Annotated in this window: 17 protein-coding genes; 10 read left to right on the top strand and 7 right to left on the bottom strand. The window is 37.2% G+C overall.

Translation table 11 applies throughout. The features are described from left to right. Nucleotides 1–119: 119 nt before the first annotated feature. Nucleotides 120–350 carry a response regulator transcription factor gene (locus tag ABEG20_RS20110; protein WP_406825011.1) on the bottom strand — a complete coding sequence of 77 codons (231 nt, stop codon included), beginning with the start codon at nucleotides 348–350 and terminating at the stop codon, nucleotides 120–122. A gap of 291 nt (nucleotides 351–641) precedes the next feature. Between ABEG20_RS20110 and ABEG20_RS20105 the strand changes: the two genes are divergently transcribed. The 7 genes from ABEG20_RS20105 (at nucleotide 642) to ABEG20_RS20075 (ending at nucleotide 6,706) form a co-directional block, all read left to right on the top strand. Beyond that, nucleotides 642–1,019, top strand: coding sequence for a hypothetical protein (locus ABEG20_RS20105; RefSeq protein ID WP_406825010.1), 378 nt, complete (start codon nucleotides 642–644; stop codon nucleotides 1,017–1,019). 616 nt (nucleotides 1,020–1,635) lie between these two features. Next, on the top strand, nucleotides 1,636–2,427 hold the full coding sequence (locus tag ABEG20_RS20100) for a sensor histidine kinase (RefSeq protein WP_406825009.1): 792 nt from the start codon (nucleotides 1,636–1,638) through the stop codon (nucleotides 2,425–2,427). Nucleotides 2,428–2,430: 3 nt separating this feature from the next. Continuing rightward, nucleotides 2,431–3,072, top strand: coding sequence for a response regulator (locus ABEG20_RS20095; protein WP_406825008.1), 642 nt, complete (start codon nucleotides 2,431–2,433; stop codon nucleotides 3,070–3,072). A gap of 209 nt (nucleotides 3,073–3,281) precedes the next feature. Continuing rightward, nucleotides 3,282–3,659, top strand: coding sequence for a BlaI/MecI/CopY family transcriptional regulator (locus tag ABEG20_RS20090; protein ID WP_406825007.1), 378 nt, complete (start codon nucleotides 3,282–3,284; stop codon nucleotides 3,657–3,659). Continuing rightward, a complete protein-coding gene (locus tag ABEG20_RS20085) occupies nucleotides 3,656–5,602 on the top strand; it encodes a TonB family protein (RefSeq protein WP_406825006.1) in 1,947 nt (648 codons plus the stop codon). The genes ABEG20_RS20090 and ABEG20_RS20085 overlap by 4 nt, the downstream gene beginning before the upstream one ends. A gap of 44 nt (nucleotides 5,603–5,646) precedes the next feature. Next, entirely contained in the window at nucleotides 5,647–6,270 is a 624-nt protein-coding gene (locus ABEG20_RS20080) for a TonB-dependent receptor plug domain-containing protein (RefSeq protein ID WP_406825005.1), read from the top strand. A gap of 64 nt (nucleotides 6,271–6,334) precedes the next feature. Beyond that, on the top strand, nucleotides 6,335–6,706 hold the full coding sequence (locus ABEG20_RS20075) for an energy transducer TonB (RefSeq protein ID WP_406825004.1): 372 nt from the start codon (nucleotides 6,335–6,337) through the stop codon (nucleotides 6,704–6,706). Between the two features lie 437 nt (nucleotides 6,707–7,143). Here the strand turns inward: ABEG20_RS20075 and ABEG20_RS20070 are convergent, their stop codons facing one another. From ABEG20_RS20070 to ABEG20_RS20060, 3 genes are all read right to left on the bottom strand, one after another. Beyond that, a complete protein-coding gene (locus ABEG20_RS20070; protein WP_205059332.1) occupies nucleotides 7,144–7,914 on the bottom strand; it encodes a succinate dehydrogenase/fumarate reductase iron-sulfur subunit in 771 nt (256 codons plus the stop codon). Between the two features lie 78 nt (nucleotides 7,915–7,992). After that, nucleotides 7,993–9,972: a fumarate reductase/succinate dehydrogenase flavoprotein subunit gene (locus ABEG20_RS20065; protein WP_406825003.1), complete on the bottom strand. Its 1,980-nt coding sequence runs from the start codon at nucleotides 9,970–9,972 to the stop codon at nucleotides 7,993–7,995. 19 nt (nucleotides 9,973–9,991) lie between these two features. After that, nucleotides 9,992–10,672, bottom strand: a complete 681-nt coding sequence (locus ABEG20_RS20060; protein WP_406825002.1) for a succinate dehydrogenase cytochrome b subunit — start codon at nucleotides 10,670–10,672, stop codon at nucleotides 9,992–9,994. A 308-nt stretch (nucleotides 10,673–10,980) separates the two neighbouring features. Between ABEG20_RS20060 and ABEG20_RS20055 the strand changes: the two genes are divergently transcribed. Then, entirely contained in the window at nucleotides 10,981–12,105 is a 1,125-nt protein-coding gene (locus tag ABEG20_RS20055; protein WP_406825001.1) for a TlpA family protein disulfide reductase, read from the top strand. Nucleotides 12,106–12,177: 72 nt separating this feature from the next. Here ABEG20_RS20055 and ABEG20_RS20050 read toward each other — a convergent pair whose 3' ends face one another. Next, the gene (locus tag ABEG20_RS20050) at nucleotides 12,178–12,369 is read right to left on the bottom strand and encodes a cold-shock protein (RefSeq protein WP_010599638.1); all 192 of its coding nucleotides are present in this window, start codon (nucleotides 12,367–12,369) and stop codon (nucleotides 12,178–12,180) included. A gap of 258 nt (nucleotides 12,370–12,627) precedes the next feature. After that, nucleotides 12,628–13,131, bottom strand: a complete 504-nt coding sequence (locus tag ABEG20_RS20045; RefSeq protein ID WP_406825000.1) for a hypothetical protein — start codon at nucleotides 13,129–13,131, stop codon at nucleotides 12,628–12,630. A gap of 284 nt (nucleotides 13,132–13,415) precedes the next feature. Between ABEG20_RS20045 and ABEG20_RS20040 the strand changes: the two genes are divergently transcribed. Further along, the gene (locus ABEG20_RS20040; RefSeq protein ID WP_406824999.1) at nucleotides 13,416–13,880 is read left to right on the top strand and encodes a four-helix bundle copper-binding protein; all 465 of its coding nucleotides are present in this window, start codon (nucleotides 13,416–13,418) and stop codon (nucleotides 13,878–13,880) included. Between the two features lie 58 nt (nucleotides 13,881–13,938). Here the strand turns inward: ABEG20_RS20040 and ABEG20_RS20035 are convergent, their stop codons facing one another. Further along, on the bottom strand, nucleotides 13,939–15,489 hold the full coding sequence (locus ABEG20_RS20035) for a trypsin-like peptidase domain-containing protein (protein WP_406824998.1): 1,551 nt from the start codon (nucleotides 15,487–15,489) through the stop codon (nucleotides 13,939–13,941). Nucleotides 15,490–15,800: 311 nt separating this feature from the next. Between ABEG20_RS20035 and dapF the strand changes: the two genes are divergently transcribed. Further along, the gene (dapF, locus tag ABEG20_RS20030) at nucleotides 15,801–16,583 is read left to right on the top strand and encodes a diaminopimelate epimerase (protein ID WP_406824997.1); all 783 of its coding nucleotides are present in this window, start codon (nucleotides 15,801–15,803) and stop codon (nucleotides 16,581–16,583) included. The last annotated feature ends 726 nt before the right edge of the window (nucleotides 16,584–17,309 follow it).

The following is a 17,309-nucleotide window of genomic DNA, read 5'->3' as shown; positions in this document are numbered from 1 at the left end:
ATGAATAAAAGTCATTGCCCAAATAAACATACCCACAAATAAAAGCCTGCTGATTTGACTTTAGTATCAAATAGCAGGCTTTGTTGTTTAGACTGAGAGGTTATATGTATTTTTAACTCTTATAGAGATAATATTCTTTCTTTAAACGCCCATACAATTAATTGATAAGAATTTTTAAGGTCCAGCTTTCTTACCATATTTCTTCGGTGCGTATTAACGGTGTGCTCGCTGATAAAAAGCATTGAGCCAATTTCTTTACTGTTATAACCCATTGATAACAGGTGTACAATTTCGACTTCCCTTTCACTAATTGTGCTATGATTTTCCTGTAACAGGATATTATTTATCATTTTTTGAGAGAATTAAATAGTTTCTAATAATTAAGATTTACCAAAAACGGACTTATTTTGACATCAGTCCAAAATGTTTATTTTTATAAGATAGACAGCATTCAATATTTACAACAACAAACTATTCATTGCTATTGTATACCAAAAATAGTGGCCGGGCACAATATGAGATGAGCATAAAACGCCCTAAATTAAAAGGTATTTTTACGGTATTTTATTTGCAAATACCTCTTGATAGATCATTAATTATTATCGATTTTTAGACTTTTACAAACAAACACTTCAAATTTTATGAGCAAAAAATTAAATATGGAACCTATCGACCCGAAGGTTGCAAAAGCTATGGTTGTTGCCTATGCTAAAGATGGTATGACTTCTTCAGAATCTTACACAAAGGCAGTATGGTTTCCGGCTGAACAGATTTTGGAGATCGCAAAATCAATTAGCGAAGGCAAATATGATGGATTAAGAATTTATTTCGCACAATATTTAGAAGGAGCAATCGAAGGTGTTCCTAAATCATACGAAGGTAGAAATACTTTATTATTGGTACCAACTACACCAACTGTGGGTAACGGCAATGGAGATGATGATCACAAAGATGATTTGTACAATATTGGAAATCGCGGGCAGGGCTGTCCTGATCAATGCAATGGGGCAGCTTTATAATGATAAGATATCTATCGCCCATATTTATAGCAGAGGTGATTTGCTTTATAGCAGCACTCGCTATTATATGGAAAGATAAAAATGCTTTCGGAAAAGTAATTACCTGCTATTTGGCTATTGCGCTGGTTACAGAGGAGGCTGCAGCTTATCTGGCCATAAGGGGAATACATAATTTATGGTTATTCAATATCTATATTATTTTTGAAATCAGCGCCATATTATATGGTCTTTACCATTGTCTAAAAAAATATGTTAATCCCAAGCCTATATTTATTATAGGTTTGGGTACTATAATACTTACCTACATTTTCTTTTTAACTACTCAATCCTTTTCGCATTTAAACACAGTTACAATTACTGTAATGTCTGTAATTTTCACTTTTTTTTGCCTTTACTATTACTACTTGCTGTTAAAAGATGAAAACTTTATTGAGATTCAAACACATCCTGAATTTTGGTGGGTTACAGGTGTTTTGTTTTATTATTTCGGAAGTACAATGTCGAATATTTTTGATGGATTATTTACCGTTAAACTCATCGGCTTTGCTACCCTGAGATATTGCATTTATATCATATTAAACCTTATCTTATATAGCTGTTGGCTATATTCCTTTATATGCAGAATGAAACAACGAAAATTGCACTCTTAGTTGCCACAGCAACGCTGATATTCCTGCTTGTGCCCGTATTTTTGATTTTATACATCAGATCTTACAATCGGCATAAAAAGAATCATTTTCTGGAAAAACAGAATATGCAGCAGCAATTTGAGTCTGAGATGCTTCAGACACGTGTGGAAGTACAAGACCAGACCATGCAAAGTATTGCTACCGAATTACATGATAATGTTGGCCAGCTGCTCAGTCTTACCACCCTGACGTTAAACTCTGTAAATTTAAATGACGGAGAGAAGGCCAAAAAGAAAATCGACAATTCCTTAGCACTTGTTAACAAATCCATTAAAGAGTTAAGGGAGCTGGCAAAGCTATTACATGGCGAACAACTGGTAGAGCATGGCATTGGCCATGCCATAGATCAGGAAATTAACTGGCTTAACAAGGCAGGAACATATGAACTAAAAGTGAATAACCAATTGGTAGATTTGCAGATCACATCCCCTGATAAAGATTTGATCATTCTGCGTTTGTTGCAGGAAATCATTAATAATATTATAAAACATGCTCAGGCAAAACAGATAGATATAAATACCTATCTTGAGAAAAATGTTTTATATTTAAGGGTAGCTGAGAATGGTGTAGGATTTGACCCAGGTGAAATGAAGACTAAAAAATCGGGGATGGGCCTAAATTCTATTTACAAAAGAATGGAGATGATCAATGGAAAATTAGTACTAAATTCGACTCCTGGCGAAGGCACGTCTATTTCAATTGAAATCCCCTATCCTTAATTTATGCAGCACCCTGATATTTCTATTGCAATTGTTGATGACCACACGCTCTTCCGCTCTGGATTAGCGAGTTTATTAGAAGAATTTGATGAAATAGAAGTGATGTTCGAAGCCATGAACGGCATTGATCTTCAAACTAAAATCAATCAGCATCCCGGAGTTCAGCTTATTTTAATGGATATTAACATGCCCGTAATGGATGGTTTTGCCTCGACTAAATGGGTTAAAGCCAACTATCCGAACGTTCATGTACTTGCGCTCAGCATGCTTGAGGACGAAAAAGCAATCATCGGGATGCTCAAAGCGGGTGCCGGAGGTTACATGCTCAAGGAATCTACACCATCTGATTTATTGACGGCGATTAAGGTGATTGTAAATAAAGGGTTTTATGTAAATGAACTCGTATCAGGCAGGCTTTTAGTCGCTTTAAAAGACGGAGATGTTAAACCAACATTTTCTGCCAGAGAACTTACTTTTTTACAATATTGCAGTACAGAACTTACTTATAAGGAAATTGCCGATCTGATGAACGTGAGCCCCAGAACTGTTGACAACTATAGGGAATCTCTTTTTGCCAAGTTAAATATTAAATCCCGCACCGGGTTAGTGGTATATGGCATCAAAAACAACCTGATCAACATTTAATCTAAAAAGCAATCAAGTCGCTGATTTACTGCCACATATACACTATTATTTTATTACCACTGTGCCAATAAAAACCCCTAAAAACGGCACAAAAGCACGATCTTATTTATTTTCAATAATTATCAGATAAAATTTGGATAACTAACCAATTAGTTTTAACTTTAGTTAAGGCAATCAATTTGCCATCATCCTTATTATTATTAACTATTATGGAAATTAAAGATTTAACCAAAGCGGAAGAGCAGATTATGCAGGTTTTATGGCAATTGGAGAAAGCATTTGTTAAAGAAGTTATTCAGGAACTCCCCCTCCCCAAACCGGCATACAATACCGTATCAACAATCATTAGAATTTTAGAAACCAAAGGTTTTATCGGTCACGAAGCTTTCGGAAAGGCTCACCAGTACCATCCCTTAATCAGCAGGGAAGAATATAAACGCCATGCTACAGAAAAACTGTTAGGCAATTACTTCGAAAACTCTGTAGAGAGTATGTTCTCATTCTTTGTTAAAGAAGAAAAACTGGATTTAAGTGATGTTGATGAGATTTTAAAAATGATTAATCAGATTAAACACAAGCCAAAATGAGTTTTGCCCACTACCTGTTACAGGTAAACTTATACTTAATCGTTTTTTTTGGTTTTTACAGATTACTGTTAGATAAGGAAACCTACTTTACCTTAAACCGCATTTACTTAGTAACCGCAGGAGTTTTATCTTTATGCACACCATTTATCCGTTTAGAATGGTTAACAGAACAGCGGGCGGCGCAACAAGTTTACACATCGGTTAACTGGGAAGCCGTATTGGCACAAGCATCCATTGTAACAGAACGCAATGATGGTGTTAACTGGGGAAATGCATTTGTGTATATCTACTGCACAGGAATGGTGTTCTTTTTAGGTAGGTTCATATTTAACTTATTCGCTGTTAAAAAACTCATTACTGTAAGTAAGGCCGGTTCAGCTTTTTCTTTTTTTGGAAACAAAGTAATTGATCATGAATTACCGCAAATGGATGTGATTGATATTCATGAAGAAGCACATATCAAACAATGGCATACCCTGGATATTCTGTTTTTCGAAATTATAGGCATTATTACCTGGTTAAACCCGGTAATTTATCTTTATAAGAAAGCCATTAAAAATATCCACGAGTATTTGGCTGATGAACTTGCCGCCGAATTTCAGGGAGATAAGGCTGAATATGCCATGTTGTTACTCAGTAAGTCTTTTGGTATTTCACCAAATACCTTAACTAACGGCTTTTTAGAAAAATCCTTAATCAAAAAAAGAATTTTCATGCTTCACAAAGAGCGGTCTAAAAAGATCGCTATTGTGAAGTATGGAATCTTTATCCCGCTATTTGCACTTCTCATTGTACTGGCATCAGCTACTGTACGTAAAAATGAGAAATTGTTGTCCATTACCGATCAAATCCCGATGGATAAGCCAATAGAAATGGTTGAAAATATGGTTACCTCACCTGAGAATACCATTATTCCTCCTAAAATTTCGGTTGATGGCAAAACAGATTCGAACTGGAAAGGATTTTATCAGTTTTTAGCACAAAACATCAAATATCCAAAAGCAGCCAACAGCAATCAAATTCAGGGCAATACCCAGATCAAGTTTAATTTACAGGGCGGAAAGGTTACCCGTATTACATCAAATATAAAATTAGGAGCCGGCTGCGACGAAGAGGTAATGAAGGCAATTTTAACCTACAAAGGATTCAAAGTAATAGCTGATGGCAAATATGCCTTAACCGTAAGTTTTAGCATTCCGGAATCTTCAGCAGCGTTTAAGCATAAACTGTTGCCTAAAGCGGCAGATTACGTAAATCTGAATAAGATTAATATCATATCTTATCTTCCCAAAAATAATGAGAACGGAATCAGCAATGGTAAATCCGAAATTACCGACAAAGTATACGATTTTGTTTCGATTGAGAAACAACCAGAATTTCCGGGCGGAATCACCAAGTTTTATCAATATGTGGGCAGCACGATCAAATATCCAAAGATGGCGCAGGATAAAAATGTTCAAGGTAAGGTTTTCCTTAGTTTTGTTGTAGAAAAAGATGGTTCGCTGTCAGATATTCAGATTACACGTAGTTTAGGAAGTGGTACAGATGAAGAAGCCATAAGGGTTTTAGAAGAATCGCCAAAATGGAACCCGGGCATCCAAAATGGCTTAGCTGTAAGGGTAAAATATAATATCAACATTAATTTTAAGCTTAACGACCCCGTAAAAGAGAATAAAACAAGCAGTATTTCTAACGATCGGATCAGATTAAAAGAGGGGACAGATCTAGATCCTTTAATTATTTTAGATGGCGTTAAATTAGCAGACAACAGTCAATTGAATACAATAAACCCAAACAGTATCGAATCAGTTGAAGTATTAAAAGATCAAACGGCAATGAATCTATATGGACCAAAAGCCAAGGGTGGAGTAATTTTAGTGACCAGTAAAAGTTCAAAAAGCAATGTTTTTAGTCCACTTAGCCCAAAAGCTTATGATAAATAAAAAGACTGTTTTTTTCCCTTCAAAAAAATCCAGCCAAATTCAATATGAAAAACATAATCATATTTAGCATAGTGATGAGCTTTAGTTTAGCCGTTTTTGCGCAAAAGACAGATAGTAAAGGCACATCAAAAACTACCATCAGAGGGAATTCTACATTAGGTTCAGATCTGTTAATTGTAATTGATGGGAACAAACAATATACACGGGGTACGGCATCCTTATCTGAAATTAACCCTGGTCAGATTAAAGCAGTTAATATTTTGAAAGATAGCCTCGCTATTGCAAAATATGGAAATGATGGTATTGCAGGGGTGATAGAAATTGAAACCAAAAATAATGGTGTTGGCACTAACCTGTTTAAACGCAAAGCCATAGATACCGCAGATCTTAAACTGCCGGGAAATGTATCAGGATTTAAAGCACGTCCTCTACCCGATAGTGAAACTCCCGTAATCAGGAGATATCTCCTAAATAGAGACTTCGATGATAAAGCAAAGCCACTATACATTGTGGATGGAAAAGAAGTTACCGACCCTAATGTAAATGAACAATCCATAAAATCCGTAGTAGTACTAAAAGACGCCAGCGCACAAAAACTATACGGCGATAAAGGCAAAAATGGGGTGATAATGATTACGACTAAAAAAGCAGCAACCAAGCAAAACTAAATCTTAAGTCGTTTAATAAAAAATGATGTGAAAGCTGATCTTTTTAGCCCTAGTGGGCCGCCCCGTGTATCTTAATTTAGCAAAAGCACAAAACAGTTCCAACAAAGTATATTATTTTGTTTCCATTCAGAAGCAACCAGCATATCCGGATGAAATTAAAAAATTCTATGCTTTTATAAAACAAGCGCTTAAATACCCGGAGATTGCCAAGAAAAACAACATTGAAGGCAAAGTATTCGCTAATTTTATAGTAGAAAAAAATGGTACTTTAACCGACATTCAGACCACCAGAAGTCTTTCTCCAGAAACAGATGCTGAAGCTTTAAGGATACTGAGAAAATCACCAAGATGGGAACCTGCTTTGCACAATGGAGTACCCGTACGCGTGAGATACCATATAATGTTAATTTTAAAATGCACTCATAATTATTTTTAATATTTTCCCAAACACAAAACCCCAGCAAATTTGCCGGGGTTTTGTGTTTTCTCTCCTGTCTCGGAAGACTAAATTTAAAAAATCTTTAAGATATATGCAAATATTGCAGAATAAAATTTCCAAATACGTAAAAATTTAATATGCACACATAAGATTATTACAACTTTCGCAAACTTTTATTTTGAAGATGATTTATTATACAAGCTTTCGCTTTTAAAATTTAATGTTTCATATGTTTTCATAATAGCCGGCAATTGTTTAAACAAGCATTACTTTAACCATTTGCCAACACTTACAAAGTATTGAAAATTACACCAGTATGTTTAACGCCACGGCAGCATTATTTTACGGCTAACAAGCTTCTTACAGTAAACTAAAAAGCCCCCACTAGGTGGAGGCTTAAATCCTGGTGGTTACACCAGGTACACAGTATATTTTTAAACGGTTTCTTCTGAAACAAATTTTGCAGACGCAAAATCGCGGTTCATACGAGCGATGTTTTCTAAAGAGATTCCTTTAGGGCATTCTGCTTCGCAAGCACCTGTATTGGTACAGTTACCAAAACCCTCAGCATCCATTTGTGCAACCATGCTTTGCACCCTGCGGTAACGCTCTGGCTGACCTTGTGGCAATAAAGCCAACTGAGAGATCTTTGCCGATACAAATAACATTGCCGAAGCATTTTTACAAGTTGCCACACAAGCACCACAACCAATACAGGCAGCCGCTTCGAAAGCCGCATCAGCCTGCATTTTAGGGATTGGCAAATTGTTGGCATCTTGTGCATTACCTGTGTTTACCGAAATAAAACCTCCGGCAGCAATAACCCTGTCAAATGCAGAACGATCTACGGTTAAATCTTTTACTACCGGAAAAGCAGCTGCCCTCCAGGGCTCAACAACTATGGTATCGCCATCTTTGAAAGAGCGCATATGCAACTGGCAGGTGGTAACCAAATCTTTTGGTCCGTGCGGACGGCCATTGATAAACATTGAACACATTCCGCAAATCCCTTCACGGCAATCATGGTCGAATACAACCGGTTCTTCACCTTTGTTAATCAATTGTTCGTTTAATACATCGAACATCTCTAAGAAAGACATATCCGGTGAAATATCGGCCAATTTATAATCTACCAAAGCACCTTTGGTATTGTTATTTTTTTGACGCCAAACTTTTAGCGTTAAGTTCATATTTCCTGTACTCATGATATTGAGGTTTTAGGTTAGCGGGTTGCGTTTAGCGTTTGGCGATTAACCGCGTTACGCTGAACGCTATACGCGTCACTATTTATAACTTCTTTGTGCAACTTTAATATTTTCAAACTTCAATTCTTCCTTGTGAAGTTCGAAGTTTACACCTTCTTTAAATTCCCAGGCGGCTACGTAAGCATAGTTCTCATCATCACGTAAGGCTTCACCTTCTTCTGTCTGATACTCTTCGCGGAAGTGACCACCACAACTTTCGTTACGGTTTAAAGCATCAATGCACATCAACTCGCCCAGTTCGATAAAATCAGCCACGCGGCCTGCTTTTTCCAGTTCAGGATTAAGCTCATTAACAGCTCCAGGTACACGAACATCACTCCAGAATTCGGCACGTAATGCCCTGATTTCCTGAATGGCTTCTTTTAAACCTTTTTCGTTACGGGCCATACCGCATTTCTCCCACATAATGTGGCCTAAACGTTTATGGAAATGATCTACCGACTTGGTCCCCTTAATATTAACCAGGGTATTTAAAATGCTTACTGCTCTGGCTTCAGCTTCTACAAAAGCAGGGTGATCAGTTGGAATTGCTTTTACTGAAATTTCTTTTGATAAATAAGCGCCAATAGTGTAAGGTAGCACGAAGTAACCATCAGCTAAACCCTGCATTAAAGCAGATGCACCTAAACGGTTAGCACCATGATCTGAGAAGTTAGCCTCACCGGTACAATACAAACCAGGTACAGAAGTCATCAGGTTATAATCAACCCATAAACCGCCCATGGTGTAGTGAACCGCCGGATAAATACGCATTGGCGTTTCATAAGGATTTTCGCCGGTAATCTGCGCATACATATCGAAGAGGTTACCATATTTTTCCTTAATTACCGCAGTACCTAAACGCATGCAGGTTTCTTTATCCGGATTGTGGTTACCGGCTTTAGCAGCTTCAATTTTTCCGTAACGTTCGGTATTGGCTTTAAAATCCAGATAAACAGCCAGCTTAGAAGCACCAACACCATAACCGGCATCGCAACGCTCTTTCGCCGCACGGGAGGCCACATCACGGGGAACCAGGTTACCAAAAGCAGGGTAACGGCGTTCTAAGTAATAATCTCTTTCATCTTCAGGAATTTCTGAAGCTTTACGGTTGTCATCTTTCTTTTTAGGCACCCAGATACGTCCATCGTTACGCAACGATTCAGACATCAGGGTTAATTTAGACTGGTGATCGCCGGAAACCGGGATACAGGTTGGGTGGATCTGCGTATAACAAGGGTTTGCAAAATAAGCACCTTGTTTGTGCGCTTTCCACGCAGCCGTTACATTACTTCCCATTGCATTGGTAGAAAGATAGAATACGTTACCGTAACCACCTGTTCCTAATACAACGGCGTGACCGAAGTGACGCTCGATTTCTCCGGTAATTAAGTTACGGGCAATGATACCGCGTGCTTTACCATCAATTTTAACCACCTCAAGCATTTCGTGGCGGGTATACATTTCTACTTTACCCATACCAATCTGACGTTCTAAAGCAGAATATGCACCTAATAATAATTGCTGACCAGTTTGACCGGCAGCATAGAAGGTACGTTGAACCTGGGTACCACCAAATGAGCGGTTATCTAACAAGCCACCATACTCACGTGCCAAAGGCACACCTTGTGCTACACACTGATCTATAATGTTGGCACTTACTTCGGCCAAACGATGCACATTGGCTTCGCGGGCGCGGTAATCGCCACCTTTAATCGTATCGTAGAAAAGGCGATAAACACTATCACCATCATTCTGATAGTTTTTTGCTGCATTGATACCACCCTGAGCAGCAATGGAATGTGCTCTACGCGGTGAATCCTGGAAGCAAAAACATTTTACCTTGTAACCCATCTCAGCCAAAGTAGCCGCTGCCGAAGCACCCGCTAAACCTGAACCTACGATGATCACCTCAATAGTTCTTTTGTTCGATGGGTTAACCAAAGGCACAGAAGACTTATATTTTGTCCATTTGCTGGTTAATTCACCTTCTGGAATATTTGAATTAATATCTGACATATATCTTTTGTGCTAAAAATTATTGAATAAGACCGAAATAAACTGCAATCGGCATGGCCGCGAAAAGGATCGAAATAATAATCGAATACCAAACGCCTGCACCTTTAATGATACCGTTATATTTTGAGTGGTTCCATCCCATAGTCTGGAATGCCGAAGCAAACCCATGCAATAAGTGGTAGCATAAAGAAAACATAGCCAGAATATACACAGCAACCCTTACCGGATCCTGGAATTTTTCTTTCATTACCGCATAAAGATCTTCATGCCCGTTCGCGTCAACTGTTGGAATACCTGTAAAACGGGAAACTACCCAAAAATCTTTTAAGTGAACGACCAAAAAAATCAGCAAAAGCGTACCTAGCAAGCCCATAGAACGGCTGTACCATTTACTATTTGCCTTCCCGTCATTTACAGCATACTTAACCGGACGTGCTTTCTGATTTTCCAAGGTTAAGCGTAAAGCCTGAAAAATGTGTGCAAGCAAGCCAATAAACAACACAATCTCGCCAGCCCGGATAATCCAGTTGGTGGCCATAAAATGTGCGCCTACGTTAAATGTTAAGCCACCGTCGTTAATAAAAATCAAAGCATTAATACCGCAGTGTACTATTAAAAAAAGTATCAGGAACAAACCTGTAATACCCATGATGAATTTCTTCCCTATTGATGAAGAAAATGCATTTCCGAAACCACTCATTTGATTAGGATTTATATCTAAATTTCTTGCAAAAGTATCTAATTATGAGTTTAATTTATAAACGATTATGACAAAACAGCGATAAAACATTTATTTAGAAACATTCTAAAGCATATTCGTAATTAATCGAAAGAATACGCGATTATTTAGTGTTTCGATTTTTAGAATTTGCAGGTATCATAGGTTGGCTAACCATATTCTGACCGTGAACAAACTCAACCTGCTCCGGATAAAATCCAAAACATGGACAATACAAAAATTATTGTATAACTAATTTTTTCGTTATATTACATCATCGAGTAATCAATATGAAAAAACAGCTCTCTTTCCTTTTTTTGTTCGCCTGTCTCTATTGCGCCTGCAAACCTGCCCCTGCTATTTTTAATTTTGAAACTAAAGATTTCGGACCAAATGCAGTAATCGTTATCAAAAGTTCCAAAAACGGTGAGACCCTAAAAGCCGAAAACATCAGTAATGGCAGTCAAACATTCAAGATCAATATGCCAAAAACGGGTTACTCAACATTAAGTATATACGATGGCGGCAAAGAGAAAGAATACATTTTTTATCTGGATCAGGGGAACTATAAAGGCACAATTGACGGAAAAAATACCGACGCTTACCCGTTTAAAAATGTACCGACTAAAGAAGGCGAAGAAATGATAGACTTTTACAAACAAAAAGAGGAAATGAATAATAACCTGCTCGATAGTTTAGCATTTGCAGAGCATGAACTCGACCTTGCTACTTCTGATAATATCGCAGAAATGGCAAGGAAAGCTGATATCTGGAGAGAGAAAAAAATTCAATCAGAACTGAATGATATTAAAACTTTCGCCGAAAAACATCCCAAATCCAACGCTACCATATTTTTACTGGATCGATTTGGAAGAGCCGATTCTGAAACTAAAAAATACCTGTCCATCTTTAAAAGTTTAGATCCGGAAGTGCAGGAAAGTAAAGCGGGCAAAAAACTACTTTCAGAAATCATGCAGGCCAACCAGATGATGGCCGGAAATAAAATGCCCAATATAGAAGGCGAAACGCCTGATGGAAAAAAATTTGATTTGAATGTATTGAAAAAAGTTAACCTGGTTATTTGTTGGGTTGCTTACAGCGGAAAGTGCAGAAAGAATAACAAGATATTGGTTGATCTTTACCAAAAATATAAGGATCGTGATGTAGAATTTATAGGGGTATCGTTCGATAAGAAAAGAGACAGCTGGGAAAGAATCATTAAAGCAGATAAATTAATTTGGCCGCAATATTCTGATCTTCTGGGCGCAAAATCATCTAATGCAAAAAACCTAAGTAACTTTAGCGCAACCTATTTCTTCTTAGTCGATAAAAATGGTATAGTGCTCAGCAATAATAACCTCACACTTGATTTCGTTGACAGTGAAATAAGCAAACATTTAGTAAATAGAGAATGAGCTAAATAACTACGCATAAAAAAAGTCTCGATTTGCATCGGGACTTTTTACGATTTATGTATTCGAGTTTTCTTAAGCTACTTTAACATTTACCGCGTTTAGGCCTTTTCTACCTTCTTCTACATCGTAGTTTACGGTATCATTCTCACGAATGTTATCGATTAAGCCTGAAGCATGAACAAAAATTTCGGCATCGCCATTAGATGGAGTGATGAATCCGAAACCTTTAGTTTCATTAAAAAATTTTACTGTTCCTTGTTGCATTATATTGTATTTTAATTTTACCAAAGATAGGGTTAAATACCTATAAATCAATTTTTTATTTTTTTATTATATAAAATACGCCAAATACATTGTCTATGTGCCTTTTAAGCCCTGTTTATAACCAAATTTAATTTATCAATTATTGAGGTATGATCTTGTTTTATCAATAAATATTGTTCAAAATAGGCTTTGTCGATTCGCTTTTCTGCCTAAAAATAAACTTAGCGCCAAATTTAACCTTAGCAATCCACACGTACATTAGCTATACACAAGACTTTCGATCTGCTCGTAATTCACGGTTACATTTTCTTCAATTTTTACAACTAATGTTTCATTGGCATTATTACGATAGTTTAAGATCATCAAATCACCAATAATTTCGTGTAAAATTAGTTTCGGGGTAGTATAAGTGATGGAAACGACGTGCGCTGCTTTATTTAACAGATCTGAAGCATAAATATGCAGTTCGGCACAATCGAAAAGGACCGGATGATTTTCAAGATCATTTAAAACGGGTATTTTACGTTCTAAAGCTGCAATACTGTTTATTACCGAATACTGCAGTTTCTGATTTAGGGTAACAGCCTCTTCATTGGCTTCTTGCATCTGATAAAAAGTATGCAGGCTTTGACCTAAGCTGTACATTTTTGATTTTTTTTGAAATTCTTTATAAGTATCGTGAAATATCCGTCTTTCAAAATCCGTTTTGCACATGAAATTGAAATATTGTTTTACACTCAGGTTAATACTAGCTAAAGCCATAATATTCGGTTTTTGTTGCTGATTCAATATGGAAAAATAAAAATTAATTGCTACCGGTAAAGGTTGTCGATCAATCAGTAATAGCGAAACTAAATCTTGATTATGAAAAACGGATGAATATTGTTTTGCGTATAAGAAAGGGAGCTGATCAAATAAGATTTAAGGTATTTTAACAAATAGCCTTTTCGCTACTCAGATCAATTTTCATTCTAAACGCAGTAAAGAATCTCTGCCCATAAAATACGGAACCTTATATTCAGTATAACAACCCTGCGTGCTCTTCTATGTTTATCCGTGGCAAAAAACAACGCGATGAGATTATCCAGATTTACTTTTTTAAAAACAGTTTAATTTCTGGCAGGTTATTACTACACAAAACATTTATAACTAAAATCATTACCGATATGGAAACGAGAAACAACCATGCATTAATCCAAACCCTACTGGATTGTGCGCTCGCTTGTGAACACTGTGCATCCTCTTGCTTAAAGGAAGAAGATATCAACATGATGATTGATTGTATTAAACTCGATAGAGATTGTGCAGATATTTGTACGCAAGCGGCGAGACTGTTACAGAGAGATTCAGTTATAGGGCATCAATATTTGCTGTTGTGCGAAGAAATATGCAGGCTTTGCGCGGCCGAATGCAGCAAGCACGATCATGAACACTGCAGACAATGCGCGGTGGCTTGTGAAGAATGTGCAGCGGCCTGCCACGCTAACCACGAACCTATCAATCAGGACTAAATAAAAAAGGCTTCCCAAATTAAACTGGGAAGCCTTTTAAACTATTTATTACCTTCGATTACTGGGCAGGGAAACTGTAGTTATATGAACCTTGCTCACTTACACCAGAAATACTCACCATGTTGTTTCTGCCTAAAGGTAATGCCTTTTGAACATCAGCCACAGAATTTACAGGTTGTCCGTTTACTTTGGTGATAATTAAACCTTTTTCTACCCCAATATTGTCGAAAGCTTTACCAGTGGTAACCGATGTTACAACCACGCCACTGTTAATTCCGTATTTCGATTTTTGTGCTTGGGTAGCCGGAACAAAGGTTGCGCCTAGTTTCGAAACTTCAATACTTTTGCCTGCAGCGGTTTTAGCGGTAAGGCCCACGCTGGCTTCTCCTTTTAAAGTTACGGTGTAATCTTTAAGTGCACCATCCCTTAACACTGTTAATTTAACTTTATCGCCAGGATTTAAACGGCCAACTCTTTCCTGAAGATCAGGCGAATCGTTGATCACTACTCCATCAACTTTTTTAATCACGTCACCTGCTTTAATGCCCGCTGCAGCAGCACCGCCACCAGCAACTACATCATTTACATATAAACCACTTATTTCGTTGGTTTTGATGCCTTCTGGTTTTTCTTCACCACTTAACGGCACAAAGTTAACACCAATGTAACCACGTTTAACAGAACCATACTTCATAAAATCGTCTACAATTTTACGGGCCAGGTTAACCGGAATTGCGAATCCATAACCTTGATTATATCCGCTCTGCGATGCGATTGCTGAATTGATACCTACCAATTCGCCACTCGCATTTACAAGGGCGCCACCGCTGTTACCAGGGTTAATGGCAGCATCTGTTTGGATAAATGACTCAATACTGGTATTTGCCGGACGATCTGGTCTTTTACCGGTACGTTGGTATTCGCGATATTCTTCTTCCGTAATTTCATTACCTTGTTGCTCGCGGCCAATGATACCGATGCTACGGTTTTTTGCACTTACAATACCTGCTGTTACGGTTGTATTTAAATCTAACGGGAAACCAACAGCCAATACCCATTCTCCAACCTGAACATTATCCGAATTACCCATTTTTACAACAGGCAAACCAGTTGCATTTACTTTAATTAATGCTAAATCGGTATTCGGATCGCGGCCAATTACTTTTGCCTCTACCTTACGTCTGTCTGTTAAAACCACTTCTACCTTCTCCGCATTTTCTACCACATGGTTGTTGGTTACGATATAACCATCCTGACTGATGATTACACCAGAACCTGATGCCGCTCTTGGCTGACGCTGCATCTGACGGCCACCGCCGCCAAAAAAATCTTCCATCATATCGAACGGAGAAGAACTTCTGCCGCCACCACTCTGCGCAGCGTAAGTTGTTTTAATGTGGACTACACCCGGCGCAACTGCTGCAGCCGCCTGAGTGAAATCTGCAGTTCCTGCTGATGATACTTTTAGTGGGTTATTGGCAAAATACAAATTCTGTTTTTCGGTAATTGTACTGCCTGTCTGGTTACGCTCAAATAGTTTATAACCTCCAATTGCTGCTGCTCCACCTATAAAAGCAGCCAACACGCTAATTCCTAATATCTTTTTCATGTGTCTGTATATTGTTTTTTAATGGCCGTGATTTATTATAAACTAGTTTGCTAGCTAATGGTTTAGCTTATAATAATCATTTATTAAATATTCTTATTGCGGAAGCGTTTTAATTTTGATTTAAGCATGTCGCTCCAGCAGTTTTTATCTGCTTAAATTTTCTTTAGTATGTTTATTCAAATTTAATACCATATAAACGATATTTGTATCCTCAAAGCACTTAGTTTTGTGTTAAAAAATGTTAAATCAAAAAAACACATCATTAATCAGCTTTTTGCATCTCAAATATTGCATTAGAAAATGAAGCTTTCATGAAAATTAATTTCTTTAAATACCAGGGCGCAGGCAACGATTTTATTTTAATTGATCATACCAATTATCCATTAAACAGTATTAATAATCAATGGGTTGAACAATTATGCCATAGAAGATTTGGCATTGGTGCCGATGGACTAATGTTTATAACCAAGCACGAGAATTATGATTTTGAGATGCACTATTTCAATGCAGATGGCAAGCCCGGAAGCATGTGCGGAAATGGAGGCAGATGCATTGTAGCCTTTGCCAAACAACTCGGCATCATTGATCGGGAAACAAACTTTTTGGCAGTCGATGGCCCACATTATGCCAGAATTTCAGAAAATGGAGAATGGGTCGATTTACAAATGATTGATGTTGATACGATTACCAAAGATGGTGAAGCCTATGTATTGAATACGGGTTCGCCACATTATGTTTCGCTGCAAAGTGATATAAAAGATTTTGATGTTTTTACTGAAGGAAAATATATACGCTACAATGCAACATATGCGGAGAAGGGTATAAATGTAAACTTTGTTGAAGATAAAGGCGATCATTTATTTGTACGCACTTACGAGCGCGGTGTTGAAGATGAAACCTATGCCTGTGGTACCGGTGTAACAGCGGTTGCCATGGCCATGGCCAAACACAAAAACCAAACGGGCCATATTAAAACTGATATTAAGGTTTTGGGGGGCGATATTCAAATAGAATTCGACTACGATGGTAAAACATTTACCAATGTATTTTTATGCGGACCAGCTAAATTGGTTTTTGAAGGAGAAGTGGAATAAGCAACCTCATTTAAGAACCTTATAATAGAGGGTATCTACATCTGCTATATTTTGTTGATACCTTTTAACAATAATTGCTTCAACATTTTTCATCTTTATTAAATTCCAGCGTTCATTCTTGTAAAAAGAATAATAGGCTTTTGGATAAAAATCAACATTTTGGACCAGTGTCATTTTTTTTAAATTGCAGTTGTACAGGATCAAAAACCTTAACACTATCCCATTTATTTTTTGTAAAGCGGTATTGGTAGTCGAGTCTCGAAGGATAAGAAATCACCACAACCGAATCTACATTTTCGCGGGTTGATTGATAAATATAATAGTGAGGTGCGCCAAGCATTAAGCAGCTGGAACTAAATACCATAACCACTAACAGCAAAAGATATTTCATCATCTTAAAATTAAGAAAAATTACTATTATCATTCATGGAGTAGTAGTGTAAAATATACACTCTAAATATTGCCAACTGCTTGATATAAGCAACAGTTTGTTTCATTAATTCCTATTTAGAATACCAATTTAACAGCTTTTAACAACTGTCTCAAGATATTTACAAGTATCGTTTTGAAATAAAAAACGCCTTTAAAACACTTATAAACAACACTTCAATGATATTTAAGAAGTGATGAAACCCTAAAATAAATCAATCGATTGATTAAATGACAGAATTTGGACAGATTTATTTTTGGTTAGGCGCTATTTTTGGACAATAATTACGGAATCGA

The organism is Pedobacter sp. KACC 23697, from assembly GCF_045348445.1.
Classification (GTDB): Bacteria; Bacteroidota; Bacteroidia; order Sphingobacteriales; family Sphingobacteriaceae; genus Pedobacter.
This window is presented reverse-complemented; position numbering and strand designations above follow the sequence as displayed.